23 protein-coding genes are annotated in these 24,661 nt (G+C 71.6%); 16 read left to right on the forward strand and 7 right to left on the reverse strand.

What is annotated here, in order from left to right; all coding sequences use genetic code 11:
- Nucleotides 1-782: 782 nt before the first annotated feature.
- The 9 genes from argC to V6V89_RS33625 all read left to right on the forward strand — a co-directional run bounded on the left by argC (nucleotide 783) and on the right by V6V89_RS33625 (nucleotide 9,784).
- Nucleotides 783-1,784: an N-acetyl-gamma-glutamyl-phosphate reductase gene (gene argC / locus V6V89_RS33585; protein ID WP_334623578.1), complete on the forward strand. Its 1,002-nt coding sequence runs from the start codon at nucleotides 783-785 to the stop codon at nucleotides 1,782-1,784.
- An 85-nt stretch (nucleotides 1,785-1,869) separates the two neighbouring features.
- Nucleotides 1,870-3,021, forward strand: coding sequence for a bifunctional glutamate N-acetyltransferase/amino-acid acetyltransferase ArgJ (gene argJ, locus V6V89_RS33590; RefSeq protein ID WP_334623579.1), 1,152 nt, complete (start codon nucleotides 1,870-1,872; stop codon nucleotides 3,019-3,021).
- Nucleotides 3,018-3,905 (forward strand): acetylglutamate kinase, encoded by an 888-nt coding sequence (argB, locus tag V6V89_RS33595; protein ID WP_334623580.1) that lies wholly within the window; start codon nucleotides 3,018-3,020, stop codon nucleotides 3,903-3,905. The genes argJ and argB overlap by 4 nt, the downstream gene beginning before the upstream one ends.
- Nucleotides 3,902-5,068: an acetylornithine transaminase gene (locus tag V6V89_RS33600; protein ID WP_334623581.1), complete on the forward strand. Its 1,167-nt coding sequence runs from the start codon at nucleotides 3,902-3,904 to the stop codon at nucleotides 5,066-5,068. The genes argB and V6V89_RS33600 overlap by 4 nt, the downstream gene beginning before the upstream one ends.
- A 67-nt stretch (nucleotides 5,069-5,135) precedes the next feature.
- Entirely contained in the window at nucleotides 5,136-6,062 is a 927-nt protein-coding gene (gene argF, locus V6V89_RS33605) for an ornithine carbamoyltransferase (protein WP_334623582.1), read from the forward strand.
- Nucleotides 6,059-6,571: an arginine repressor gene (locus tag V6V89_RS33610; RefSeq protein ID WP_265251773.1), complete on the forward strand. Its 513-nt coding sequence runs from the start codon at nucleotides 6,059-6,061 to the stop codon at nucleotides 6,569-6,571. The genes argF and V6V89_RS33610 overlap by 4 nt, the downstream gene beginning before the upstream one ends.
- Nucleotides 6,568-7,770 carry an argininosuccinate synthase gene (locus V6V89_RS33615; RefSeq protein WP_334623583.1) on the forward strand — a complete coding sequence of 401 codons (1,203 nt, stop codon included), beginning with the start codon at nucleotides 6,568-6,570 and terminating at the stop codon, nucleotides 7,768-7,770. Before V6V89_RS33610 ends, V6V89_RS33615 begins: the two co-directional genes overlap by 4 nt.
- Before the next feature lie 11 nt (nucleotides 7,771-7,781).
- On the forward strand, nucleotides 7,782-9,200 hold the full coding sequence (gene argH, locus V6V89_RS33620; protein ID WP_334623584.1) for an argininosuccinate lyase: 1,419 nt from the start codon (nucleotides 7,782-7,784) through the stop codon (nucleotides 9,198-9,200).
- Nucleotides 9,170-9,784, forward strand: coding sequence for a DNA-3-methyladenine glycosylase (locus V6V89_RS33625; protein ID WP_334623585.1), 615 nt, complete (start codon nucleotides 9,170-9,172; stop codon nucleotides 9,782-9,784). Before argH ends, V6V89_RS33625 begins: the two co-directional genes overlap by 31 nt.
- 602 nt (nucleotides 9,785-10,386) lie before the next feature.
- On the opposite strand, the gene V6V89_RS33630 is transcribed toward V6V89_RS33625, so the two are convergent.
- The 7 genes from V6V89_RS33630 to V6V89_RS33660 are packed head-to-tail and all read right to left on the reverse strand — an operon-like array spanning nucleotide 10,387 to nucleotide 16,846.
- Nucleotides 10,387-11,397: a serine/threonine protein phosphatase gene (locus V6V89_RS33630; protein ID WP_334623586.1), complete on the reverse strand. Its 1,011-nt coding sequence runs from the start codon at nucleotides 11,395-11,397 to the stop codon at nucleotides 10,387-10,389.
- Nucleotides 11,398-11,406: 9 nt separating this feature from the next.
- Nucleotides 11,407-12,156 (reverse strand): class I SAM-dependent methyltransferase, encoded by a 750-nt coding sequence (locus V6V89_RS33635; protein WP_334623587.1) that lies wholly within the window; start codon nucleotides 12,154-12,156, stop codon nucleotides 11,407-11,409.
- Nucleotides 12,128-12,967: a 2-hydroxy-acid oxidase gene (locus V6V89_RS33640; protein ID WP_334623588.1), complete on the reverse strand. Its 840-nt coding sequence runs from the start codon at nucleotides 12,965-12,967 to the stop codon at nucleotides 12,128-12,130. Before V6V89_RS33640 ends, V6V89_RS33635 begins: the two co-directional genes overlap by 29 nt.
- A gap of 4 nt (nucleotides 12,968-12,971) precedes the next feature.
- Entirely contained in the window at nucleotides 12,972-13,247 is a 276-nt protein-coding gene (locus tag V6V89_RS33645) for a phosphopantetheine-binding protein (protein WP_334623589.1), read from the reverse strand.
- 13 nt (nucleotides 13,248-13,260) lie between these two features.
- Entirely contained in the window at nucleotides 13,261-14,184 is a 924-nt protein-coding gene (locus tag V6V89_RS33650; RefSeq protein ID WP_334623590.1) for a 3-oxoacyl-[acyl-carrier-protein] synthase III C-terminal domain-containing protein, read from the reverse strand.
- Nucleotides 14,181-15,518: a condensation domain-containing protein gene (locus V6V89_RS33655; RefSeq protein WP_334623591.1), complete on the reverse strand. Its 1,338-nt coding sequence runs from the start codon at nucleotides 15,516-15,518 to the stop codon at nucleotides 14,181-14,183. The genes V6V89_RS33650 and V6V89_RS33655 overlap by 4 nt, the downstream gene beginning before the upstream one ends.
- Nucleotides 15,515-16,846 carry a condensation domain-containing protein gene (locus tag V6V89_RS33660; protein ID WP_334623592.1) on the reverse strand — a complete coding sequence of 444 codons (1,332 nt, stop codon included), beginning with the start codon at nucleotides 16,844-16,846 and terminating at the stop codon, nucleotides 15,515-15,517. Before V6V89_RS33660 ends, V6V89_RS33655 begins: the two co-directional genes overlap by 4 nt.
- 115 nt (nucleotides 16,847-16,961) lie before the next feature.
- Here V6V89_RS33660 and V6V89_RS33665 point away from each other — a divergent pair, with 115 nt between their 5' ends.
- From V6V89_RS33665 to hppD, 7 genes are all read left to right on the forward strand, one after another.
- A complete protein-coding gene (locus V6V89_RS33665; protein WP_334623593.1) occupies nucleotides 16,962-17,726 on the forward strand; it encodes an ABC transporter permease in 765 nt (254 codons plus the stop codon).
- A 21-nt stretch (nucleotides 17,727-17,747) separates the two neighbouring features.
- Nucleotides 17,748-19,406 carry a class I adenylate-forming enzyme family protein gene (locus V6V89_RS33670; protein ID WP_334623594.1) on the forward strand — a complete coding sequence of 553 codons (1,659 nt, stop codon included), beginning with the start codon at nucleotides 17,748-17,750 and terminating at the stop codon, nucleotides 19,404-19,406.
- 287 nt (nucleotides 19,407-19,693) lie between these two features.
- Nucleotides 19,694-20,488, forward strand: coding sequence for an AfsR/SARP family transcriptional regulator (locus V6V89_RS33675; protein ID WP_334623610.1), 795 nt, complete (start codon nucleotides 19,694-19,696; stop codon nucleotides 20,486-20,488).
- A 135-nt stretch (nucleotides 20,489-20,623) separates the two neighbouring features.
- Nucleotides 20,624-22,009, forward strand: a complete 1,386-nt coding sequence (locus V6V89_RS33680; RefSeq protein WP_442935275.1) for a class I adenylate-forming enzyme family protein — start codon at nucleotides 20,624-20,626, stop codon at nucleotides 22,007-22,009.
- A gap of 102 nt (nucleotides 22,010-22,111) precedes the next feature.
- Nucleotides 22,112-22,375: an acyl carrier protein gene (locus tag V6V89_RS33685; RefSeq protein ID WP_334623595.1), complete on the forward strand. Its 264-nt coding sequence runs from the start codon at nucleotides 22,112-22,114 to the stop codon at nucleotides 22,373-22,375.
- A complete protein-coding gene (locus tag V6V89_RS33690; RefSeq protein ID WP_334623596.1) occupies nucleotides 22,372-23,625 on the forward strand; it encodes a beta-ketoacyl-[acyl-carrier-protein] synthase family protein in 1,254 nt (417 codons plus the stop codon). The genes V6V89_RS33685 and V6V89_RS33690 overlap by 4 nt, the downstream gene beginning before the upstream one ends.
- Nucleotides 23,625-24,656 carry a 4-hydroxyphenylpyruvate dioxygenase gene (hppD, locus tag V6V89_RS33695; protein ID WP_334623597.1) on the forward strand — a complete coding sequence of 344 codons (1,032 nt, stop codon included), beginning with the start codon at nucleotides 23,625-23,627 and terminating at the stop codon, nucleotides 24,654-24,656. Before V6V89_RS33690 ends, hppD begins: the two co-directional genes overlap by 1 nt.
- The last annotated feature ends 5 nt before the right edge of the window (nucleotides 24,657-24,661 follow it).

Below are 24,661 nucleotides of genomic sequence, written 5' to 3' on the forward strand. Positions count from 1 at the left end.
GGCCGGCGTGGCCCGGCCGGCGTGGCCCGGCCGGCGTGGCCCGGCCGGCGTGGCCCGGCCGGCGTGGCGCGCGGCTTGGCCGCGCCTTTCCGTCGATCAAGGGCAAATGCACGTGGTTCGATCTCTTTCCACGTGCATTTGCCCTTGATCCATGCAGGTCTCCTTGATCGACGACGTGGCTGGGGCCGGGTAGGGCCAGCGGCGACGGAGGGGGACAAGCGGGCCTTACATGCCCGCGCGTGGGGCGGGCGCGGCGAAGGCCGCGGGAGCGCGGGAACTGGGCGGGTCGTCGGTCCGGATCCTGCCCCGCGGGCGGTCGGCCCGTAGCGGCGCCGCCAACCGCCCCCGGCGGCGGTATGTCCGCCGGCGGCGGTATGTCGTCCGGCGGCGGTGGGTTCGCATGGTGGCGGCAGGTTCGCGCGGCGGCAGGTTCGTCCGGCGGCGGTGGGGTCCGACTAGTGGCGGCAGGTTCGCCCGGCGCCGACAGCCGCGTCCAACGGCGCCAGGCCGCCGGGCAGCCTCGGCAGCGCGCCCAGCCGCGTCGATCAAGGAAGATCGCATGGATCAAGGGCAAACGCACGCGGAAAAGAGATCGAACCACGTGCATTTGTCCTTGATCGATGGGAAAGGCGTGCGGTGGGGCGGGAGTGGCGGTGGTTGGGGGTGGCGTGGTTAGCCTGGTCGGCATGGGTGCGGGAGTGAACGAGTGATTCATCATCCACTCCATTGCATGGTCTTGTGGAAACTGATACCGTCCTCTGCATAGACATGCGGAGGTGGACATGGGCATCCGGGTCGCGGTGGCCGGGGCGAGTGGATACGCGGGCGGTGAGTTACTGCGCCTGATCGCTGGCCACCCCGAGCTCGACATCGTGGCCGCCACCGCGCACAGTCAGGCCGGTGCGCCGCTGTCGACAGTACATCCGCAGCTCACGGGCCTTGACCTGACACTGAGCGCGACCGACCCGGCGGCTCTGGCCGATGCTGATCTTGTCTTTTTGGCGCTGCCGCACGGGCAGTCGGCGGCGCTCGCGGCGCAGCTGCCGGACGGGGTCAAGGTCGTGGATCTCGGCGCGGACCACCGGCTGGCCGACGCGGACGCCTGGGTGCGGTACTACGGCGGCGAGCACGCTGGCGCGTGGACGTACGGCCTGCCGGAGCTGCCCGGCCAGCGCGGCGCGATCACGATCGCCAGCCGGGTCGCGGCCACAGGCTGCTATGCGGTGGCCACCGTCCTGGCGCTCGCGCCCCTGATCGCGGCGGGCGCGGTGTCGCCCGACGATGTGGTCGTGGTCGCGGCCTCGGGCACGTCCGGCGCGGGCAAGGCGCCCAAGGCGCACCTGCTGGGCAGCGAGGTGATGGGTGACCTGTCGCCGTACAAGGTGGGGGCCCACCAGCACGTGCCCGAGATCAAGCAGGCGACCGGGGCGCGCAGCCTGTCGTTCACGCCGGTGCTGGCCCCGATGCCGCGCGGCATCCTGGCGACGGTGACCGCGCGGCCGGTCGGCAACGCTGACCCCCGGCAGGTGCTCGCGGCGGCGTACGCGGACGCGCCGTTCGTGCACGTGCTGCCCGAGGGTGCGTGGCCACACACGGCCGCCACGTTCGGTTCGAACGCCTGCCACCTTCAGGCCACTGTGGACATCGACTCGGGTCGGGTGATCGTGACCAGCGCCATCGACAACCTTGGCAAGGGCGCCGCCGGTCAGGCCGTGCAGTGCGCCAACCTCATGCTCGGCCTGCCCGAGACGACAGGGCTCTCGGCCTTCGGAGTCGCACCGTGAGCGTGAGGAGTGAGCTTCGACGGCTTGGGCCGGCCCGCGGACGCCCGCATGCGAGCCCCGCAGTCGCGAACGAAAGGCAGGCTCAGTGAGCGTCACGCATCCCAAGGGGTTCAAGGCGAGCGGGGTCGCCGCCGGGCTCAAGCAGCAAGGGCTAGACGTCGCCCTGGTGTTCAACGACGGGCCCGACGCGACGGTTGCCGGCGTCTTCACGGCCAACCGGGTCAAGGCGGCGCCGGTGGTGTGGAGCCAGCAGGTGGTGCGCGGTGGTGTGGTGCGCGCGGTCGTGCTGAACTCGGGCGGCGCCAACGCCTGCACCGGCCACCAGGGCTTCCAGGACACGCATGCGACGGCCGAACATGTGGCGTCTGTCCTCGGTGGACTCGGCGCGGGTGACGTGGCGGTCTGCTCGACCGGCCTGATCGGCGAACTTTTGCCGATGGACAGGCTGCTGCCCGGGGTGACCGCCGCAGCCAAGTCCCTCGACAAGGACGGCGGCCTGGCGGCGGCAGAAGCCATCATGACCACCGACACCCGGCCGAAGGTCGCCGTCGCGGCGGGCGAGGGCTGGAGCGTCGGCGGCATGGCCAAGGGCGCCGGGATGCTGGCCCCGGGCCTCGCCACGATGCTGTCGGTGCTCACCACCGACGCGGTTGCCGACTCGGCTGCGCTCGACGCGGCGCTGCGCGAAGCCTGCAGGGTCACGTTCGACCGGGTCGACTCCGACGGCTGCATGTCCACCAACGACACCGTGCTGCTGCTGGCCAACGGCGCTTCGGACATCACGCCGAGCCAGGAGGAGCTGACCGCGGCGGTCACCGCCGCCTGTCACGATCTGACGCAGCAGTTGATCGCCGACGCCGAGGGCGCCACCAAGCAGGTCGCCATCGAGGTGGTCGGCGCGGCCAGCGAAGACGACGCGGTCGAGGTCGGCCGGTCGGTGGCGCGCAACAACCTCGTCAAGACCGCGCTGTTCGGCAACGACCCGAACTGGGGACGCATCCTCGCCGCCGTCGGCACCACCGCGGCCGCGTTCGAGCCGGACGCGCTCGACGTCGCGGTCAACGGGGTCTGGGTGTGCGAGGGTGGTGCCGCGGCCGCCGACCGTTCCACAGTAGACCTGTCTGGGCGTGACGTGACGATCGGGATCGACCTGCACGCGGGCTCCGCGCGGGCCACGATCTGGACCAACGACCTCTCGCACGCGTACGTGCACGAGAACTCGGCGTACTCGACATGACTCTCTCGATCGCTCACGAGCGAGCGCAGCAGAAGGCCGCGACGCTCATCGAGGCACTGCCGTGGCTGGCGCAGTTCCACGGGGCGACCGTGGTCGTCAAGTACGGCGGCAACGCGATGATCGACCCCGAGCTACAGAGGGCGTTCGCGGCCGACATGGTGTTCATGCGGTACGCGGGCCTCAAGCCGGTCGTCGTGCACGGCGGCGGCCCGCAGATCTCGGCCATGCTCAAGCGGCTCGGCATCGCCAGCGAGTTCCGCGGCGGGCTGCGGGTCACCACACCCGAGGCCATGGACGTGGTGCGCATGGTGCTCGTCGGCCACGTCGGCCGCGAGCTGGTCGGGCTCATCAACGAGTACGGGCCGTTCGCGGTCGGACTGTCCGGAGAGGACGCCAAGCTGTTCACGGCCGTGCGGCGGCACGCGTACGTCGACGGGGAAGCCGTCGACGTCGGGCTCGTCGGCGACGTGGGGCACGTCAACGTGGGGGCGGTCGCCGACCTGATCGCGGCCGGCCGGATACCGGTCATCTCCACGGTCGCGCCGGACGGTGACGGGGTGCTGCACAACCTCAACGCCGACACCGCCGCGTCCGCGCTCGCGATCGCTCTGGAGGCTCGCAAGCTGGTGGTCCTCACCGACGTGCCGGGGCTCTACACCGACTGGCCCGACACCGCCAGCCTGGTCTCCCGGATCGACACGGACGAGCTGGCCACGCTGTTGCCGCAGCTGGAGTCGGGCATGGTGCCCAAGATGGAGGCGTGCCTGCGCGCGGTACGCGGTGGGGTGCCCGCCGCGCACGTCGTCGACGGCCGGGTCGCGCACTCGACGCTGTTGGAAGTGTTTACCTCTGAAGGGTTCGGGACGATGGTGGTGAGTCCGTGAGCGGCCTGATCGACCGGTGGTCGCAGTCCATGATGGACAACTACGGCACCCCGACGCTGGCGCTGGTGCGCGGCGAGGGCGCGGTGGTGTACGACGAGGCCGGCAAGGAGTACGTCGACCTGCTCGGCGGGATCGCGGTCAACGTGCTCGGATACGCCCACCCGGCCGTGGTGAGCGCCGTGACCAAGCAGATCTCGACGCTCGGCCACGTGTCCAACCTGTACGTAGCCGAACCGCCGGTGGCGCTCGCCGAGCTGCTGCTGGCTCTCGCCGGCCGGCAGGGCCGGGTGTTCTTCGCGAACTCCGGTGCGGAGGCCAACGAGGCCGCGTTCAAGCTATCTCGGCGTCTCGGCCGCACGCAGGTGGTGTCCACTGTGGGCGGCTTCCACGGCCGCACCATGGGCAGCCTCGCGCTCACCGGCCAGCCCGCCAAGGCCGACCCGTTCCGCCCACTACCCGGTGACGTGAGCTTCGTCCCGTACGGTGACGTGGCCGCCCTCGACGCGGCCGTCACCGACGAGACCGCGATGGTGATCCTGGAGCCCATCCAGGGTGAGAACGGCGTGGTCGTCCCGCCCGCCGGCTACCTGGTCGCGGCCCGCGAGATCACCGCGGCCCGGGGGGCGCTGCTGGTGCTCGACGAGGTGCAGACCGGCATCGGGCGCACCGGCCACTGGTTCGCCCACCAGGCTGAGGGCGTCGAACCCGACGTCATCACGCTCGCCAAGGGTCTCGGTGGCGGGCTGCCGATCGGCGCCTGCCTGGCGTTCGGCGCGGCCGCTGACCTGTTCGGCCCGGGCAGCCACGGCAGCACCTTCGGTGGCAACCCGGTCAGCTGCGCGGCCGCCCTCGCGGTCATCTCCACGATCGCGGGCGAGGGCCTGCTCGACCACGTCAAGCGGATCGGCGAGCGCATCCGGCGCGGCGTCGAGGCGCTCGGCCATCCGCGGATAGCCGAGGTGCGTGGCGCCGGCCTGCTGCTCGGTGTGGTGCTCACCGAGCCGGTGTCGGCCGCGACTGCGGCCGCGCTGCGGGAGGCCGGATTCCTGGTCAACCCGATCCAGCCCAACGTGATCCGGCTCGCGCCGCCGCTGATCGTCAACGCCGAGCAGGTCGACGCGTTCATCGCCGCACTGCCGGCGGCTCTGGAAGGTGTGGCATGACTGAGCTAGCTGGCGCTCGCCTCCGCACGCGCTCCCTTCGCTTTGTGGCGGCTGCGGGAGGCGGCGCATGACCCGGCACTTCCTGCGTGACGACGACCTCTCGCCGGCTGAGCAGTCCGCCGTGCTCGACCTTGCGGCGGCGATGAAGGCTGACCGGTACGGGCACAAGCCGCTCGCCGGCCCTAAGTCGGTCGCGGTGCTCTTCGACAAGCAAAGCCTGCGCACCCGGTTCTCCTTCGATGTCGGCATCGCCGAGTTGGGGGGTAACCCGGTCGTCGTGGACTCCCAGGGCACTCACTTCGGGCGCGGCGAGACGCTCGGCGACGCGGCTGCGGTGCTGTCCCGGTACGTCAGCGCGATCGTCATGCGCACCCACGGCGACCAGCGGCTCGTCGAGGTGGCTACCGGTGCGACGGTGCCGGTGGTCAACGCGCTCACCGACGGCTTTCACCCCTGCCAGCTTCTCGCCGACCTGCTCACCGTCCGCGAGCACCTCGGTGGCACCTCTGGGCGCACGCTGGCCTACGTCGGCGACGCCGCCAACAACATGGCCCACTCGTACCTGCTCGCGGGCGCCACCGCTGGGATGCACGTGCGGGTGTCGGGGCCGTCAGGGTTCGACCCGTCGCCGACGGTCGTGTCGCGGGCGGAGGAGATCGCGGCGTGGACCGGCGGCTCCGCCGACGTCCTGCGCGACCCGTACGAGGCGGTGGACGGCGCCGACGTGGTGGCGACCGACACGTGGACGTCCATGGGGCAGGAAGGGGACGGCCGGGATCGGCTGGGGCCTTTCTGGCCGTACCAGGTCAACAAGGACCTTCTCGCGGCGGCCGCACCGGGCGCGATCGTGCTGCACTGCCTGCCCGCGCACCGCGGCGAGGAGGTCACCGACGACGTCCTGGACGGCGCGCAAAGCGCCGTCCTGGACCAGGCCGAAAACCGCCTGCACGCGCAGAAAGCGCTGCTGGCGTGGCTGCTGGAGGCATCCACATGACGGGCCCCTCGACGCGTACCGCGCGCCACGCGCGGATCGTGGAGCTGATCCGCGAGCGGGGGGTGCGCTCGCAGACCGAGCTGGCCGACCTGCTCGGCTCCGACGGCGTCCAGGTCACGCAGGCGACGCTGTCGCGCGACCTGGAGGAGCTCGGCGCGTACAAGGTGCGCGGCTCCGACGGCGGCCCCGCCGTGTACGTGATCCCGGAGGACGGCGAGCCGCGCCCGCGCCTCGCGGAGCAGGCGCCCGCGCGGCTGCTGCGGCTGCTGCGCGAGTTGCTGACCGACACCGACGCCAGTGGCAACCTGGCCGTGCTGCGCACCCCGCCGGGCGCCGCGCAGTTCCTGGCCAGCGCCATGGACCGCGCCGGCCTGCCCGACGTGGTCGGCACCATCGCCGGCGACGACACGATCCTGGTCGTGGCCCGCGAGCCGCTCAGCGGCCGGGCCCTCGCCGACAAGCTCAGCGCCTGGGCCGGGCGTTCCGAAGACGAAGGCAAGACACCATGACAGGACGCATTGTTCTCGCGTACTCGGGCGGGCTGGACACGTCGGTCGCGATCCCGTTCCTGGCCGACCAGATGGGCGCCGAGGTCATCGCCGTGGCGGTCGACCTCGGGCAGGGCGGCGAAGACCTCGACGCCATCCGCCAACGCGCCCTCGACTGCGGCGCGGTCGAGTCGGAGGTCGTCGACGCGCGTGAGGAGTTCGCCGCCGGGTACTGCCTGCCGGCCGTCAAGGCCAACGCCCTCTACATGGACCGGTACCCGCTGCTGTCCGCGTTGAGCCGACCGCTGATCGCGAAGCACCTGGTCGCGGCGGCCCGCAAGCACCGCGGCACCGTGGTCTCGCACGGCTGCACCGGCAAGGGCAACGACCAGGTGCGGTTCGAGGTCGGCATCGGCGCGCTCGCCCCCGACCTGAAGATCGTCGCGCCGGCCCGTGACTTCGCCTGGACCCGCGACAAGGCCATCGCCCTCGCCGAGGAGCGCGGCCTGCCGATCGACGTGTCGCACCGTTCGCCGTACTCGATCGACCAGAACCTGTGGGGCCGCGCCGTCGAGACCGGCTTCCTGGAAGACATCTGGAACGCCCCGATCGAAGACCTGTACAGCTACACCGCCAACCCGGCCGAGTCGCGCGACCCCGACGAGATCGTCATCACGTTCGACGCGGGCGTGCCGGTCGCGATCGACGGCGAGACGGTCACCCCGTACCAGGCGATCCTGGAGCTGAACCGGCGCGCCGGCGCCCATGGCGTCGGCCGGATCGACATGGTCGAAGACCGACTGGTCGGCATCAAGAGCCGCGAGATCTACGAGGCGCCCGGCGCGATCACGCTGATCACCGCCCACCAGGAGCTGGAAGGCGTCACCGTCGAGCGCGACACCGCCCGGTTCAAGCGGGGCGTCGAGGCGCGCTGGGCCGAGCTGGTGTACGACGGCCTGTGGTTTTCGCCGCTCAAGCGGGCGCTCGACGCGTTCGTCGACGAGACCCAGCGGCACGTCACCGGCGAGGTGCGGATGACGCTGCACGGTGGCCGCGCGGTCGTCACCGGCCGCCGCTCCGAGGCCAGCCTGTACGACTTCAACCTGGCCACCTACGACACCGGTGACACGTTCGACCAGTCGCTGGCGAAGGGCTTCGTGGAGCTCTTCGGTCTGCCGAGCAGGATGGCCGCCGCGCGCGACGCGCGGTTGGGTCAGTAACGTAGGCGCTCGTGTCGCGTACCAGTTTGTGGGGAGGCCGGTTCACCGGCGGTCCCGCCGAGGCATTGGCCCGGCTTTCGGTCAGCGTCCAGTTCGACTGGCGGCTGGCGCCGTACGACCTCGCCGGGTCGCGGGCGCACGCCCGGGTCCTGGCCGGTGCCGGCCTGCTCGACGCCGACGAGCTCGGTCAGATGCTCGCCGCGCTCGACGACCTGGAGGCCGCCTGCGCCTCCGGCGCGTTCCGCCCGACGGTCGAAGACGAAGACGTGCACACCGCGCTGGAGCGCGGGCTGCTGGAGCGGCTCGGCACGCTCGGCGGCAAGCTGCGCGCCGGCCGGTCCCGCAACGACCAGGTCGCCACCGACCTTCGGCTCTACCTGCGCGACCACGCCCGCGGCGTGGCCGTCCAGGTGGTCGGGCTCGCCGACGCGCTCGTCGAGCAGGCCGAGCGGCACATCGACACGCCCGCGCCGGGCATGACGCACGTGCAGCACGCGCAGCCGGTGACGTTCGGGCATTGGCTGCTCGCACACGTACAGCCGCTGCTGCGCGACCTGGAACGCCTGCGCGACTGGGACACCCGCGCCGCGATCAGCCCGCTCGGCGCCGGGGCGCTGGCCGGCTCGTCGCTGCCGCTCGACCCGGCCCGGGTCGCCAAGGAGCTGGGCTTCACCGGCCCGGCCGCCAACTCGATGGACGCCGTCGCCGACCGCGACTTCGTCGCTGAGTTCCTCTTCGTGACCGCGCTGATCGGGGTGCACCTGTCCCGCCTGGGCGAAGAGGTCGTGCTGTGGACCTCACAGGAGTTCGGCTGGGTGGAGCTCGACGACGGCTTCGCCACCGGCTCGTCGATCATGCCGCAGAAGAAGAACGCGGACATCGCCGAGCTGGCCCGCGGCAAGTCCGGCCGGCTCATCGGCGGCCTCGTCACCGTGCTGACCATGCTCAAGGGCCTGCCGCTGACCTATGACCGCGACATGCAGGAGGACAAGGAGCCGGTCTTCGACGCCGTCGACACCCTCGAACTCGTGCTGCCCGCCCTCGCCGGCATGATCTCCACGATGACCGTGCGCGTCGACCGGCTGGTCGCTGCCGCCCCGGTCGGGTACACGCTGGCCACCGAGGTCGCCGACTGGCTGGTGCGCAAGGGCGTTCCGTTCCGCGACGCGCACGACATCACCGGCCAGCTGGTCGCGCTGTGCGTGGCCCGCGACTGCGCCCTCGACGAGGTAAGCGACGACGACCTGACGCGGATCAGCCCGCACCTGGATCCCGGCGTCCGCGACGTCCTGTCGGTCCGCTCGGCGCTGGCCGCCCGCATCACGCCCGGCTCGACGGGCCCGGGGCCGGTCGCCGACCAGCTCGCGACCGCCGCCGACAAGCTCGAAGGATGGCGCGAATGGGCCGAGGCGTCGGTCGTACCGCGCTGATCGACCTTCTCGCCGGGCCGGTGCTGCCGGCGGCGCGCGGCCTGCTCGGCTGCCTGCTGTCCGCCGGCGGCGTCACGGTCCGCATCACTGAGGTCGAGGCGTACGCCGGCACGGCGGGCGACCCAGCCTCGCACGCCCACCGTGGCCGGACCCCGCGCAACGCGGTCATGTTCGGCCCACCCGGCTACGCCTACGTCTACTTCACGTACGGCATGCACTGGTGCATGAACGTGGTGACCGGCCCGGAAGGCGAGGCGTCGGCTGTGCTGCTGCGCGCCGGCTCGGTGGAGTCCGGCCTTACCCTCGCCCGGGAGCGGCGTCGGTCTACTGTGGACCGTGACCTGGCCCGTGGGCCGGCGCGGCTGTGCTCGGCGCTCGGCATCGACCGCACGGCCTACGGTGTCTACCTGCTCGGCGACGGCCCGGTGCGGTTGTCGCCGCCCGCGTCACCAGTGCCCGCGTCAGCGATCGAGTCGGGCCCGCGGGTAGGCGTCAACGGCGCCCACGACCGGCCGTGGCGTTTCTGGATCGCCGGCGACCCGACCGTCAGCCCGTACCGCCGCCACGCCCCGCGCACCCGCTAGCCCCACCCGTCCCCCTCCCCACCCGCGCGCGACCGTCCCCGCCCCGCGCTCTCCCCGCCCCCGCGCGCCGCCGCGCGCTCTCCCCGCCGATCAAGGGCAAACGCACGTGGTTCGATCTCTTTTCCGCGTGCATTCGCCCTTGGTCGATGGAGATGTCCTTGATCGACCGGGCAGCGGAACGCTGCCCGCGTGCCTCGCGCTGCCCGCGCCGGCCGGGCCACCGGGCAGGGGTGGGCAGGGTGGCCAGGGGGCAGGGTGGGCAGGGTGGGCAGTAAGCCTGCGCCGTGCTTTGCTCTGCTTCCCTAACGGATACACCTGACGGCGGATGCCGACCGCCGCCCGATCGGTGGAGGTCAGGTGTCATCCTTTCGGTGTTTCCGGGAGGGAAGCAGAGCAAAGCACGCCGATGCGCAAGGGCCCGCCCCGCCGCCGCCGGATGGAGCGTGCCCGTCGCGGCCCTCGGGCCGCGATCCTTCCCCGCGTGCGCCGCGCGGGCCCGGCGAGCGGGCCCGGCGTGCGGAGCGCGGGCCACCATGAGAGCGGCGAGAGGATCAGCAACGCCCAGCTGGCCCCTCATTTCCGTCGACCGGCTGAGCCCCGGTTCAGGTGGCCAGCACTAGTCGGGTAGGGAATGGGGTGGCGCGGCTTTCGGTGAGCAGGCGGCTGTAGAAGTCGTACACGACGGTGGCGACCGGCGCGTGCCGGCGGATGATCGCCGCGACGGCGGGCGGCGCGTCGGGAGCCGCCAGGCCGTCGGCGTACCGCCGGAGGTGCTCGCCGCGTTCGGAGCGCGGCACCCCGCACACGTTGTCCAGCAGCCAGATGACGAAGTGTGTGGCCGTGTAGAGGTGGTCGAATCTGGGGTGGCGGGCGAGGAAGGCCCGCTCGTCGGGTGACAGGTCGAAGCGTGGCGAGGTCGCCAGCCCCATGTCGCCGAAGTACAGCCGGTGCCCGTCGGTGAGGACGTTGGCGAAGTGGGCGTCGAAATGGGTCAGCCCGCCGGCGTCCATCACCGTGGCACCGTCGCGCAGGAGGCGGTCGACCATCTCCGCGGCGGGTTCGATGTCGGTGAGCTGAGTGGGCAGCCAGTCAGCCACGCTGTGCGGGATGTGTTCGAGGAACAGCACGAGGCTCGCCGACGCCTCGGCCAGGGCCGTGAAGCGGGCCCGCACGGCGGCCGAGCCGCCCCAGTAGGCGACGGCGCCGTCGACGTCGGCGCGCTTGTCGGACGCCGCGGGCGCGTCAGGCAGCACGCGCCAGTGGTACAGCAGCGGGAACGCGTCCGACTGTCCACTGAGTACCCAGTTGGTCGTCATGGTGTGCGCGGCGAGCTCGCGCCACGCGCCGAAGCCCGGGCTGCCGACGCCGTACTGGAAGTACGGCGGCAGCTCGAAGAGGTTGGCGGTCGACATGACGTTGCCGGGCTGCCGTTCCAGGTCGGTGAGCGCGACCTGCTTGGCGAACACGGGCACGTCCTCGACGTCGAGCCGCACCGAGCTGCCGCCGATGCCGGTGCCGGCAGGGGCGGCCGAGGCGACGAGCTGCCCGAGCTGGCGGTCGCTGAGCAGCGCGAGCGCCGTCGACACCGCTGAGTACCGGGACAGTCGAGACATCGCCCCAGCCTAGGCGACGGCCTCCACGTAGATGGTCTCGTCGTTGCGCAGCACCCGGTCGAGGCAGGCCACGTCCTGCCGCGCCCCCTGGCGGAACCCGCACGCCGTCACGACCCCGAATCCGGCCTGTCCTAACGCGTGCCGCAGCTCCTCGAAGTCATAGATCCAGCGGTGGCCGTACAGGTAGAACAGCTGATTGAACATGAAGGCCGGCCGCTGCGGCATCGGCGGGCCCACGCCCGCCGTGCGTAGCCGCCGCCGGTGCCGGGCGAAGAACCCGTCGTCGTGTAGGTAGCTTTCGACGTAGCGCCGCAGGTCTGGTGTGGTCAGTCGCAGCACGCCGCCGGGTAGCAGCACGCGCCGCACTTCGCGGAGCCAGTCGATGGCCGCGTCCGGCGGTATGTGCTCGATGAGGTGTTCGGCGTACGCCCAGTCGACGGCGCCCGTCTCGAACGGCAGCGGCTGGCAGGCGTCGAGCTGAGCGAAGTGCCGTTCACCGTCCACACGGTACAGGTGGCCCTGCCCGGTGACGGTGTCGCCGCAGCGCAGCGGCACCAGGTCACTGCCGAGGCCGGCGGGGTGCGCCGTCTTCCAGGCGGCGAACTCGATCCCGGTCACGCCCAGGCCGCGCAGCGCGCCGCGGCTGTACGGCGGCTGGGCCGGAAGGGGCTCCAGCTTGTCGCAGCGCGCCATGCTCTGGGTGAACTGATCCATCAGTTCACCCAGCTGGTCAGGACGCTCCCAGTTCCAGTCGGGCATCCGCACCTCCCTCGAATCCATCCGACTCCACAGGCGACAGCCGGCAAAGGCATACATACCGCAGCACCGGGTCGTAGTCGGCGACCAGCAGCGGGCCCGGCGGGCCGGTCGCGAGTACCCCCGCAAGCTCCCACCACGGCCCGGTGTAGGGATGGCCGGCCGGCGCGACGCGGGCCTGCCGCCCGGCGGGCGGCGGAAGGCCGTTTCCCAGGACCAGCGTCGCCCCGTCCGGCAGCGCCGCGGGCGGCATTCCACTGTGTACGCCCACATCGTCGACGGCGATCGGACCTGAGTCGTCGCACAGCAGGGCGACGCCGGTGTGCGCGTCCGGCAGGGCGACCGGCGCGATCGGGTCGTAGTGGAGGGTAGCCTGCTCGACGACGATGAGCAGCGCCCGCCGGCACTCGCCGGTGCGGGTGTATTCGCGGATGAGCCGCAGCCCGGTGAACGCGGCCGCCGCGCCCTGGTCGCACACCGCGAACGCCAGCGGCCGGCCGGGGCAGACGTGGCTGAGATAGGCGGCGGTGGCGCGCCCGGGGCGGATGTCCGGTACGGCGAACGCCAGCACCAGCAGGTCGACGTCTTCACCGGGCCGTACTGTCTCGGCGATCAGCGCCTCGGCCATCTCACCGTATGAATGGCCGCCGGGCGCCGGTCGCAGCGCCAGACCGTAGGGCCGGACGAGGTCGGCCAGGTAGGCGTCGAGGTGCGCCTGGTGCGCGGGGTCGGCGGCGATGCGGGCCGGTTCGGGAAACCGGCGCCGCGTGACCCGGCTGATCCGCAGGGGCGCGTCGCCGTCCGGCGGGTACACCGGCTCACTCCGCCGGCAGCAGGTGGCCGGCGACGAACTCGGCGAGCGTGCCGACCGTGGCGAAGTCGTCCTGGTCGATGTCTTCGACGTCGATCTGGATGTCGAGGGACTCTTCGAGCTCAAGCATCAGTTCCAGCGTGGTCGACGAGCTGAGGCCCAGGTCCTCCATGAGCTTGGTGTGCTCGCCGGCGGCCGGCACGTCGCGGCGCAGCACCCGGGGAAGCAGCACGCGGATGCTGTCGACGATCGTTCCCTTGTGGATGGTGGGGGATGGTTCCATCGTGGTGGGTTCCTTAATGCTCGAAGACCATGGCCGAGAACGTCGCGCCCCGCCCGGCGCCGGCGGCCGCGACGATGTACCGGTCGCCGGGGCGCAGCAGCCCGCGCTCGCGGGCGGTCTGGTAGTTGAGGAACGCGTCCGCGCAGAAGACGTGGCCGGCGACCGGCACGTTGTCGAGCAGCACCTGGCTGATCGGGTACCCGATGCGGCGGCACAGCCGCTGCCATGCCACCACGTTGACGTTGTGCGGCAGGATCAGCTGGACCTCGCCGAGGCCGGTGTGGGCCTGGGCGGCGGCGTCGAGGATGACGTCGGCCAGCGACGAGTGGTACTCGCGCTGGTACGCGGACGGGTCGTCGGACAGCTCGTCGTCGAATTCGCCGCGCACGTGGGCCGCGTAGGCGAGCAGCCGGTCGCGCGGGCCGGCGTGCCGCACGAGGCAGGCCGACGCGCCCTCGCCGAACACGGAGGTCTCCGGCACGAGTTGGGCGTCGCGGGTGAAGGTCTTCTCGCCGGCCAGCACGAGTGCGAGCCCGTCGCCGTCGTGGGCGAGCAGCCGCCCGGCCACGTCCAGCGCCAGCAGCCCGGTAGCGCAGGCGTGGTGGGTGACCGCGAACGCCACCGCGTGGTCGAGCCCGAGAATGCGGCACAGGGCGTGCACGGGGTTGACCGGGTACGGCACGACGACCGGGAACGTGCGTGCGTGCAGTACGTACCGGATCTCGTGCTCGCGGCCGCGTAGCCCGTCGAGGTTGGCGACGGCGGCGAGCAGCAGGTCGAGCAGCGTGCCATCGGGTTCGCGCCGGACCTCGGCCAGCCGGTGGTACCGGCGGAAGAGCTTGACCTGCATGGGTGTCAGCTCCAGCTGGCCGGCGAGGTCTTCGATCGGCACCCGCCCGGATGGCAGGTAGGTGGCGACCGACTCCAGTGCTGTCATCGGTCACCCCTGATCCGGGTGGACCCGAACAGATCGTCCGCGGCCTCGACGGCGACCGTCTCCATCTCCCGCACGCAGGCCTCCATGTCGGACGGTGAGATGTGGTGGGTGTCGCCCTGGACTGTGATGGCGGCCGTGTCGGGGACGTTTTCGACGTGTACGAACAGCCGCTCCCACGGGTCGTCCTGCCGCAGCGTCCAGCCGAACGTTGTGCGTGGCAGCGCGGCGCGGATCTGCGCGGGCGTGGGCACCGTGCCGCCGCCGGAGTCGGGGCCGAGCACGCGGCGGTCGTTGAAGTAGCAGGCGATGTCGACCTCCTCGCCGCGTTCCTGGCTGACCCTTTCGACGAGCGCGTCGACCTGGTACGGGTCGTAGTAGGCGTACTTGAACGCGCCGAGGGCGCGCCGCGCGGTCCGCATGATGGCCTGCTCGGACGTGGTGCCGGCGAGGTCGACCACGCACAGGCCGGTCTGGTTGACGGGGCTGACCGTGTCGGCGAGGCCGGGGCGGAAGCGGTTGCTGACCACCACCTGGACGGCGACGGGGTTGGTGCCGGTCACCCTGGCGAAGGCGATCGCGAAGACGGCGAGAAAGAGGGGGGACGCGGCGACCTTCGTACGCGCGGCGACGGCGCGCAGGGCCAGGTGGGTGGCGGGGGAGTTGAACTCGCCGTGCCAGTGCCTCGGTGTCTGCGGGTCGGCGGGACCGGGATAGCGGCGGGCTGGGATGGCCCGCAGCAGCGCCTCCCAGTGCCGCAGCGCCGCCTCGCACTGCCGGCGCCCGGCCGGCGAACGCTGCCACCGCGCCTGCTCCAGGGGGTGTGGCGCGGTGGCCGGTGCGGAGGGGCGCTGGGCGAGCTCGTCCATCATCAGGACCGCGCCGAGCCCGTCGGTGACCAGGTGGCAGAGGACGACGACCTGGTGGGTGAGGGCGCCTCGGTGGCGGATGACGGCCATCCGTACTGGCCATTCGTCGACGAAGTCGTAGTCGGTGTGCCAGTAGCGCAGCCGGGTCTCTTCGGCGACTTTGGCCGGGTCGTCGTGGTCGTCGGCGTCGATGACCTCCAGGGTCACTTCGCCGGTGGCGTGGACGACTTGGCGGGTGTGGCCGTCGGGGTCGTGTCGCAGGCGGGTGCGCATGGTCTGGTAGCGGCTCATCCAGTAGCGCAGGCCGTCGATGACGGTGTCGATGGTGGTGCCGGGCGGCAGCGGCTCGGCGTACCCGATGGGCAGCCACCAGTTCTGCCGGCACATGGCCGACCAGATCTCGCGCTGTCCCCAGGAAAGCTCGTCGACGCCGGCGCCGGCGCCCACGAAAGGCACAATGATCTTCATGCCACACGCGCCAACGGGTCGTGTGCGGCCGCGACGGCGACGGCCTCCATCTCGCGGGCGCACGCCTCCATGCCGGCCGGCGACACGTAGTGGGTGTCGGCGAAGATGGTGATGTCCACCGTGTCCGGCACATCGTTGACGTTGACGAAGAGGCGCTCGCTCGGCTTGTCGGTGGGCTCACCCCAGCGCAGCGTGCTGCGGCCGAGCGCGGCGCGAATCTCGTCGGGTGTCGGGGGCGGGCCGTCCGGCAGGTCGCGGGTGACCAGCCGCCGGTCGTTGAAGAAGCACGACAGGTCGACGTGCTCGCCGCGCTCGTCGCAGACCCGCGCGATGGCCTCGTCCAGCGCCGCGGAGTCGTAGTACGCGTGCTTGTATGCGACGAACGCGCGGCGTGCGGTGCGGGCCAGCGCCTGCTCGAAGGTGAGCCCGGCGAGGTCGATGACGCACGGGCCGGTCTGGGTGAGAGGGCTGACCGAGTCGGCGAGCCCGCGGCGAAACCGGTTGCTGGCCACCACGCGGATGACGACCGGGTTGGTGCCGATCACCCGCGCCATCGCCACCGCGAAGATGGTGAGCAGGATCGGTGAAGCGTCCACAGTGGTGCGTGCGGCGATGGCTCGCACCGCGAGGTGGCTGGCCGGCGAGTCGAGCCCGACCTGCCAATGCCGGGGTGTGCGGCGGTCGTCGGAGCCGGGAAAGCGTCGTGCCGGCACCGATCGGACCACGTCTTCCCAGTGCCGCAGCACGGTGGCGAGGTGACGGCGTCCAGCGGGGGACTGCTGCCAGCGCGCCTGCTCCAAGGGCTGGGTCGCGGTCACCGGTGCGGTGTCGCGTGAAGCGAGGTCGCGCAGCATGATGAGGCCGCCGAACCCGTCGGTGACCAGGTGGCAGAGGACGACGACCTGGTGGGTGAGGGCGCCTCGGTGGCGGATGACGGCCATCCGTACTGGCCATTCGTCGACGAAGTCGTAGTCGGTGTGCCAGTAGCGCAGCCGGGTCTCTTCGGCGACTTTGGCCGGGTCGTCGTGGTCGTCGGCGTCGATGACCTCCAGGGTCACTTCGCCGGTGGCGTGGACGACTTGGCGGGTGTGGCCGTCGGGGTCGTGTCGCAGGCGGGTGCGCATGGTCTGGTAGCGGCTCATCCAGTAGCGCAGGCCGTCGATGACGGTGTCGATGGTGGTGCCGGGCGGCAGCGGCTCGGCGTACCCGATCGGCATGAACGTCTGCTGGCGCTGCATGGCGCGCCACAACTCGGACTGGCCCCAGGCCAGTTCCTCGACGCCGCTGCCGTCGCCCTCGAAGGGGACGGCGATCTGCTCCGATCTCATCGGCAGGAGTTTATGTCCGCGGTCCTCGACTCCCGGTCGAGTCGCGTCGGGAAGGCGGCTCGACGTCCGGTCAAGGCGCTTGTTGCGGGTCGTCGCGGCGGCCTAGCCTGCTGCCGTGAAACTCGCCCGCGACACCTGGTTGGTCTACCAGCAGCAGATGCGGCTGATGCTGCGCAGCCGCACGTGGCTCCTGTTTGGACTCGCGCAGCCGGTCACCTACCTGCTGCTGTTCGCACCCATGCTCAAGCCTGCGCTGGCCTCCATGGGTGCGACGAGTTACGCCGACGCGTACCGCATCTACGTGCCCGGCCTGCTGGTCGTGATGGCCCTCTACGGTGGGCTGTTCACCGGCTTCGGGCTGCTGGCCGAGATCCGGGCCGGCGTCATCGAGCGGGCCCGTGTCACCCCGGTCAGCCGGGCCGCGCTGCTGCTGGGGCGTGCCCTGCGTGACGTGACATCCCTGCTGGTGCAGGCCATCATCGTCACGGTGCTCGCGATCCCCTTCGGACTGTCGGTTGGCCCGCTCTACGTGCTGCTCGCCTTCGTGCTGCTGGCGCTGATCGCGCTGATGACGACGGCGATCTCGTACGACGTGACGTTGCTGGTGCGTGACGAGGCGTCGCTCGGCCCGGTCATCAACACGGTGGCGCAGCCGGTCGCACTGCTGGCCGGGGTGCTGCTGCCGGTGGCGCTGGCACCGGTGTGGATCCAGCGGATCTCGGACTGGAACCCCTTCTACTGGGCCACGAACGGCATGCGCGCGCTGTTCGCCGGTGACGTCGGCGACCCGTCGGTGTGGCGGAGCCTGCTCGTCGTCGCCGCGCTCGCCGCCGCCACCGTGCTGTGGTCGGCCCGCCTGTTCGCCCGCACCGTCCGCTAGAACCACGACAGGAGTGCAGCCGTGACCGCCAAGAACCTTCGTGCCGCGCTGGCCGCCGACTCGGATCTGGGCGCCGGCAACGTCCTGCTGAAGCTGCGTGAGCACGGTGCGGCACCGGACGGGCCGGGTATCACGTTCGACACCGCCGTCGACGGCCGTCCACCGTGGACGCCGCTGACATTGGGAGTACTCGACGAGCGTGTCGCGGCCCGCGCGGCTTGGCTGCACGAGCGCGGCGTCCAGCCGCGCGACCCGGTGGCCGTCTACGTCACCTCGGCGGCCGACTGCTTCCTGAACTTCCTCGCGCTGACGCGGCTCGGCGCGATCCCCGCCCTGATGAACGGCAACATGCCCGGCGAGATCGCGGTGCCGTTCGTCCGGCGGCTGCGCGCGGTCGGCATCATCACGGACCAGACGCACCGGGCGCTACTTGACAAGGACAACGGCGAGCACGTCCTGGAGCTCGGCGACCTCGGGCACATCGACGCGGCCGAGACTGGGGGCGGTGACCCGGAGCGGGCCCCGGCGCACTACCGGCACCACGCCGACGACCCGGTCGCCATCACGCACTCGTCGGGCACCACCCGGATACCGGCTGCCGTCGTGCACTCGCACGCGAGCCTTTTCGCGGCCGTGCGCCGCATCCGGCTGACCGAACCGCGCCCGTCGGGGGTGGTGCGCGAGCTGTCCGTGCTGCCCGCCGCGCACGCGGCCGGCATCATCACCGTCAACCAGGCGCTGTGCAACCGGTACGAGCTGCTGTACATGTCGGCGCAGGGCGGCGAGTTCGTCCACAGTGGCGCTATCGTGCTGGACGCGATCGAGCGGTGGCGCCCGACGGGGGTGTTCGGGTTCGCGGTCACGTGGGCGGAGCTGGCCCGCTACGACCTGACCGAGCGTGACCTCGGTTCGGTGCGGGTGTGGTTCAACACCGGTGACTCCGCGCACGAGGCGCACATCCGGCGGCTGGTCGCGGCCGGCAGCCACCCGCAGTACACGCCGGACGGTCCGGTGGACGTGCCCGGTTCGCGGTTCATCGACGGCATCGGCTCGACCGAGATGGGGCATTCGGCGTTCCACATCACCCACCGGCCGGGCAGCGACCGGTACGGGCGGTGCGTGGGCAAGCCGTATCCGTTCGCGGAGGTGGCGCTGCTCGACCTTTCCACAGGCGAGGAGGTGCCGGTCGGCGCGGTCGGGCACGTCGCGCTGAAGTCGCCAACGCTGGCGCCCGGGTACTGGAACGACTCGGTCACCACGTACCGGACCCGGTTCCGCGGCTGGTACCTGACCGGCGACCTCATGTACCGGGACGCCGAGGGCTGGTACTACCACGTGGACCGGGCCGTCGACGCGGTCGACCTGGGCGGCGGCCGGTGGCTGTACACGGCGCTGTCGGAAGAGCGCATCCTGGTCGGCTGCCCGGACGTGCGCGACTGCACGGTCGTGGCCGGCCGCGAGGGTGACAGGGTTGTGACAGACGTGCTGCTGATGCTGGCCGCCGGCGCCGACCCGGATATCGACCGGGCGCCGGCGGTGCGGGAGGCGTTGGGCGAGGCGGCCGCGGCCACGCTGCGCCGGGTCGTGGTCGTGCCGGACAGCGAGATCGTGGTGGGGCCGACCGGGAAGGTCCGCAAGTTCCTCATGCGGCAGCGCCACCTGGCCGCCACCGGCGCGTAGCGGCGCCTGTCCTAAATCCCGACAGAGTCGGAAGACCTCCCTTATTCAAGGATGCGCCGGGTAAAGCACTACTTCCCCGATCAGCCAAAGAAGATCGCCCATCTGTCGAGATGAATGAGTCGCTTCTCTGGCAGAAACCTGCCTCCTTTCCGGTAGATTCTTGATCGTTGACCGTGTAATCCACGGCGCGCCCCCAAGTGAACGCACCGGTTTCACGGAGGTCCCCGTCAATGTCTAATACTTCGGGCGAAGGCCTGGAAATTCGGATTCTCGGGCCATTGACCCTGATGTGTGGCGATGCCTCGGCGACGCCCACCGCCCCCAAGCCCCGTTCCGTACTCGCCCTCCTGCTCCTGCAGGCCAACCAGACGGTGCCGGTCACGGCGCTCATCCAGGAACTGTGGGGTCACGAGCCGCCCGCCAGCGCGCTCACCACCCTTCAGACGTACGTGCTGCACCTGCGCAAGCTGTTCGGCTCCGCGCTCTCCGTCCCCACCTCGGTGGTCGCCAAAAGCGTCCTGGTCACCGTGCCCGGCGGCTACGCGTTTCTCGGCGCCACCGACGACTTCGACCTGCACCGCTACCAGCAGCTGGCGGCCGAGGGCCGGCAGGCCCTCGCCGGCGGCCAGAACGCGACCGCCGCTGAGCTGCTGCTGCGGGCCCAGTATCTGTGGCGCGGGCCGGCGCTCAGCGACGTGCGCGCCGGGCCGTTACTCCAGCCGCAGATCAAGCGGCTGGAAGAGTCCCGGCTCACCACGATCGAGCAGGGAATCGAGGCGCAATTGCGGCTCGGCCGGCACCAGGAGGTGCTCTCCGACCTGGCCGGCATGATGGCCGAGCACCGCCTGCACGAAAATCTGCACGCGCAGTTCATGGTGGCGCTGCACCGCAGTGGCCGGCGGCAGGAGGCGCTGCGGGTATTCCAGCAACTGCGTCACACGATGACCGAGGAGCTCGGTCTCGAACCGTCCAAGCGGCTGCACCTGCTGCAGCAGGCGATCCTCGCCGACGATCCGGTGCTGGAGGTCGCGCCGCGCACCGACGGCCTGGTGCAACTGCTCGATCAGCTTGGCGTCCGCTAGAAATGGAGTTGATCTGTCCTAGTAATTGATTAACGAACGCCTCGTGAATGGTTGGCCGGCCATTGCTAGCGAGGAAATGCGCTGTTAGCGTTCCACCCAGTCGCCGTATTACCACGACAATTTCTGGGTGGACCCGTGCGCATTGGCAAGCCGTCTGAGATTAGCGTCGACCCGTTTGACGGGGATTGGGTCGACGATTACCTGCTCGCCGGCCGGGACGGCGACGTGTGGTTGCGTCGCGGCGAGCCCGTGACGGTCGGCGCGCTGCGCGCCATGGTCGCCGAGCGCGCCGGCGAGCTGCGTGAGGTTGGCCTGCGCCCGGGCGGCGCAGTCGGCCTGCGGATGCCACCTGGTCTGGAGTACGTAGTCAACCTGCTCGCCGCCTGGCGGGTCGGCGCCCAGGTGTCGCTGCTGGACCACCGGCTCACCCCGCACGAGGTGAGCCAGGCGCTGGCCCGGATCGCGCCGCAGTTCATCGTCGGCGACGGCGCGAGCATCGCGGCCTACCCGGGCGAGCCGGCGCGCACCGACCACGCCCTGCTGCAGCTCAGCTCCGGCTCGACCGGACCGTCCAAGGTGGTCGGCCGCACGGCCACCGCCCTGGTGACCGAGGTCGAGACCTACCGGCTGATCGACGGCACGCCGCAACCGGGCGAGCGGATCGTGCTGCTCGCGTCGATGGTGCACGTGCTCGGCCTGGTCGGCGGCCTGCTGTACGGGTTGCGCACCGGCGTGCAACTCGTGCTGCCGGGCGCCCTCACCACCGACGCGATCCTGGGCGCGGTGGCGGGCGGGCCAGAGCCCGCCACCGTGCTCGGCGTGCCCACCCACCTGCCGTTCCTGACCGCCGGCTCAGCCCGCCGGCTGCCGCAGCTGGCGCGCATGACGGTCGGCGGCGAGCTGGTCCGGCCGGCGGCGCGGCAGGCGTTCACCGACCGGTACGGGGTGCCGCTGGGCAACATGTACGGGATGACCGAGGTCGGGGTCATCGCCACCGACCTGTTCGGCGAGCACCGCCCGGCGCTGCGGCCGATCCCCGGCATGGCTGTCCGCGAGGAGGCCGGACAGCTTCTGGTCGGCACCGCCGCGAGCCCGTACGTCGGGCTCACCGACCCGGGCCGTTGGGTGGACGGCTGGCTCTACACGAAGGACGCCGGCGCGGTCGACGCGACCGGGCTGGTGACGGTGCACGGGCGGCTGGACTCGCAGGTGTCGGTCGGCGGGCTCAAGGTCGACCTGACCGAGGTGGAGCAGGCGCTGACCGGGCTGCCCGGCGTCGTCGAGGCCGTGGTGGCCTGGGACGGCGCGATCGAGGCGTTCGTCGTGCTCGAAGACCCCGCTGGCGTGCCGGCGCTGAAGGACGCGCTGGCCGGCAGGCTCGCCGCTTACAAGCGGCCCCGCCGGCTGACCGTCGTGACCCGGCTGCCGCGCACGTCGAGCGGGAAGCTCATCCGCGCCGTCCCGGTCCTGCGCGCGACGCCCAGGGCACCGCGTCCGGCAACTCCTGTCAGCACCACCTAACGAGACTCCGTCCGAAGGACCGACCCAGGTGAGATCCGTCCGAAGGACCGACCCAGGTGAGATCCGTCCGAAGGACCGACCAGATGAAAGGAGGCGCCGCCGATGTCCGATGTGGTGGCTTTCACCATCGAGGCGCTGCGCCAGATGAACTTCGACGTGGACGACGCCGACTCCGGCACCGTCTTCGGGCCCGCCGGCGTCGACCTGGACTCGCTCGCGGTCGCCGAGCTGGCGCTGCGGGTCGAAGACGCGTACGGCGTCAAGTTCGGCGAGGAGGACATGGAGCGCCTCACCGTCATGACGCTCGGCGAGTTCGCCACCGAGGTCGAGTCGCGGCTGCGGCTCGTGGACGGCGCGCCGGCGTGAAGCGTACGGCCCGCGACGGCGCCAGCGTCACCGGCATCGGCCTGGTGACGCCGCTCGGCGATGCCACGGGCTTCTTCACCGCCGCATGGGAGGGCCGGTCAGGGGTACGCCGTCCGCCGGACGGGCATCCGGTGGCGGGCCTGCTCGACGCGGCGGGCATCGCGCCGGACATCGATCCGTCCACTGTGCTGCCGCCGACCGAGGCGCGCCGGGTCGACCGGTTCGTGGTGCTGGCCATGGCCGCCGCCGATGCCGCGCTGGACGACGCCGGGATCGCCATCGGGCGGGACGCCGACCCGGCCCGGACCGCCGTCGTGCTGGCCAACAGCTTCGGCGGGCTGACCATGTTCGAGGGTGAGGCGGTCGCCCGGCACCGGCAGGGCCGCACCGCGGTCACGCCGTACCTGCTGGCCGGCATGCTGCCCAACATGGCGACCGCCCGGATCGCCATCCGGCACGGCGTGCGCGGGTTCACCTCCACCATCTCCACGGCGTGCGCGTCCGGCGGGTATGCGGTCGCGGAGGCGCTGCGGCTGGTCCGCGAGGGCGTGGCCGACGTGGTGGTGTGCGGCGGTGCGGACGCGCCGCTGCTGCCGACGATCGCGACCACGTTCACCAACGCGCGGGCGCTGGCGTCCGGCTGGGCCGACCCGGTCGAGGCGAGCCGCCCCTTCGACCGGCGGCGTAACGGGTTCGTGCTCGGCGAGGGCGCCGGGGTGCTCGTGGTGGAGCGCCGGGCGCACGCCGCCGCGCGCGGGCGGCCCGGGTACGCCGACGTCATCGGGTGGGGGGTCGCGACCGACGCGTACCACCCGACGGCGCCGTTGCCGGACGGCGCCGGTGCCGCCGAGTCGATGCGGCGGGCGCTGGCCGACGCTGGCGTGGCGCCGGCCGACGTGGACTACGTCAACGCGCACGCCACCGGCACCAAGCTCGGCGACGCCGCCGAGGCGCGGGCTCTGCGAGCGGTGTTCGGCGGCCATACGCCCGCGGTCAGCTCGATCAAGGGCGCCACCGGCCACCTGCTCGCCGCTGCCGGTGCGGTGGAGGCGGCGGCGACCGCGCTGGCGCTGCGGCACGGGCTGCTCCCGCCGACGCACAACCTCGACGACCCCGACCCCGAGTGCGACCTGGACCACGTGCGCAAGGCGGCGCGGCCGTTGGCCGCCCGCACGGCGCTGTCCACCTCGTTCGCGTTCGGCGGGCACAACGCAAGCCTCGTACTCGCGACCCACCCCGGAGGTCCATGATGGACATCAGCACCGTCGACCACGTCGAGTTCCAGGTCGGTGACATCGAAGCGACCGCGCGCCTGCTGTGTACCGGCTACGGGTTCGGGCCCTTGGGAGAGGGCGAACTTCAGGGGCAGCGGTCGGTGTTGCTCGGGCAGGGCGGCATCCGGGTGCTGTTGACGGCAGGGCCGACCGGCTATGTGCGGCGGCATGGCGACGGCTTGGCGACTATCGCCCTGCGCACCAGCGACGCCGCCGCCGCGTACGCCGAAGCGGTGACCCGCGGGGCCCACCCGGTGGCGCCACCGGCGGCCTGGCGGCGCGACGACTCGGTGGTGGTCACCGCGACCGTCGGCGGTCCGGGCGCGCTGTCGCACCGCTTCGTCGAGCGGCGTGGTGACGGCTTCCTGCCCGGCGGCATCGCCGAGACCGGTGAGCCGCCCGCTGGCCCACTGCTGGAAATAGACCACGCCGCGCTGTGCGTACCGGACGGCGACCTCGGACCCACCGTCCGGTACTACGAGGAGGTCTTCGGGTTCAAGCAGATCTTCTCCGAGCGCGTCGAGATCGGCGGCTCGGCCATGGAATCGATGGTGGTGCAGAGCCCTTCCGGCGCGGTCACGTTCACCATCGTCGCTCCCGATCCGGTGCGCCGCTCCGGCCAGCTCGACGACTTCCTGCGCGCCAATGACGGCGCGGGAGTGCAGCACCTCGCGCTCAGCACCGCCGACATCACCGAGTCGGTGGCATCGCTCAAAGCTAGCGGCGTGCGGTTCCTGTCCACACCGGACAGCTACTACGAGGGCATAAAGTCGCGGCTCGGCGCGATCGGGCGCCCGGTCGAGGCGCTGCGGGCCGGCGGCATCCTCGTCGACCGCGACCACTGGGGCGAGATGTTCCAGATCTTCACCGAGTCGCCGTTCGAGCGGCGCACGTTCTTCTTCGAGCTCATCGAGCGGCACGGGGCGCTCACGTTCGGCAGCAACAACATCCGAGCCCTGTACGAGGCGAAGGAGCGCTCGCGCGCCGCCGCCGAGGCGCGGGCCTGAGACGG

The organism is Micromonospora sp. CPCC 206061 (genome assembly GCF_036906915.1).
GTDB lineage: Bacteria > Actinomycetota > Actinomycetes > Mycobacteriales > Micromonosporaceae > Phytohabitans.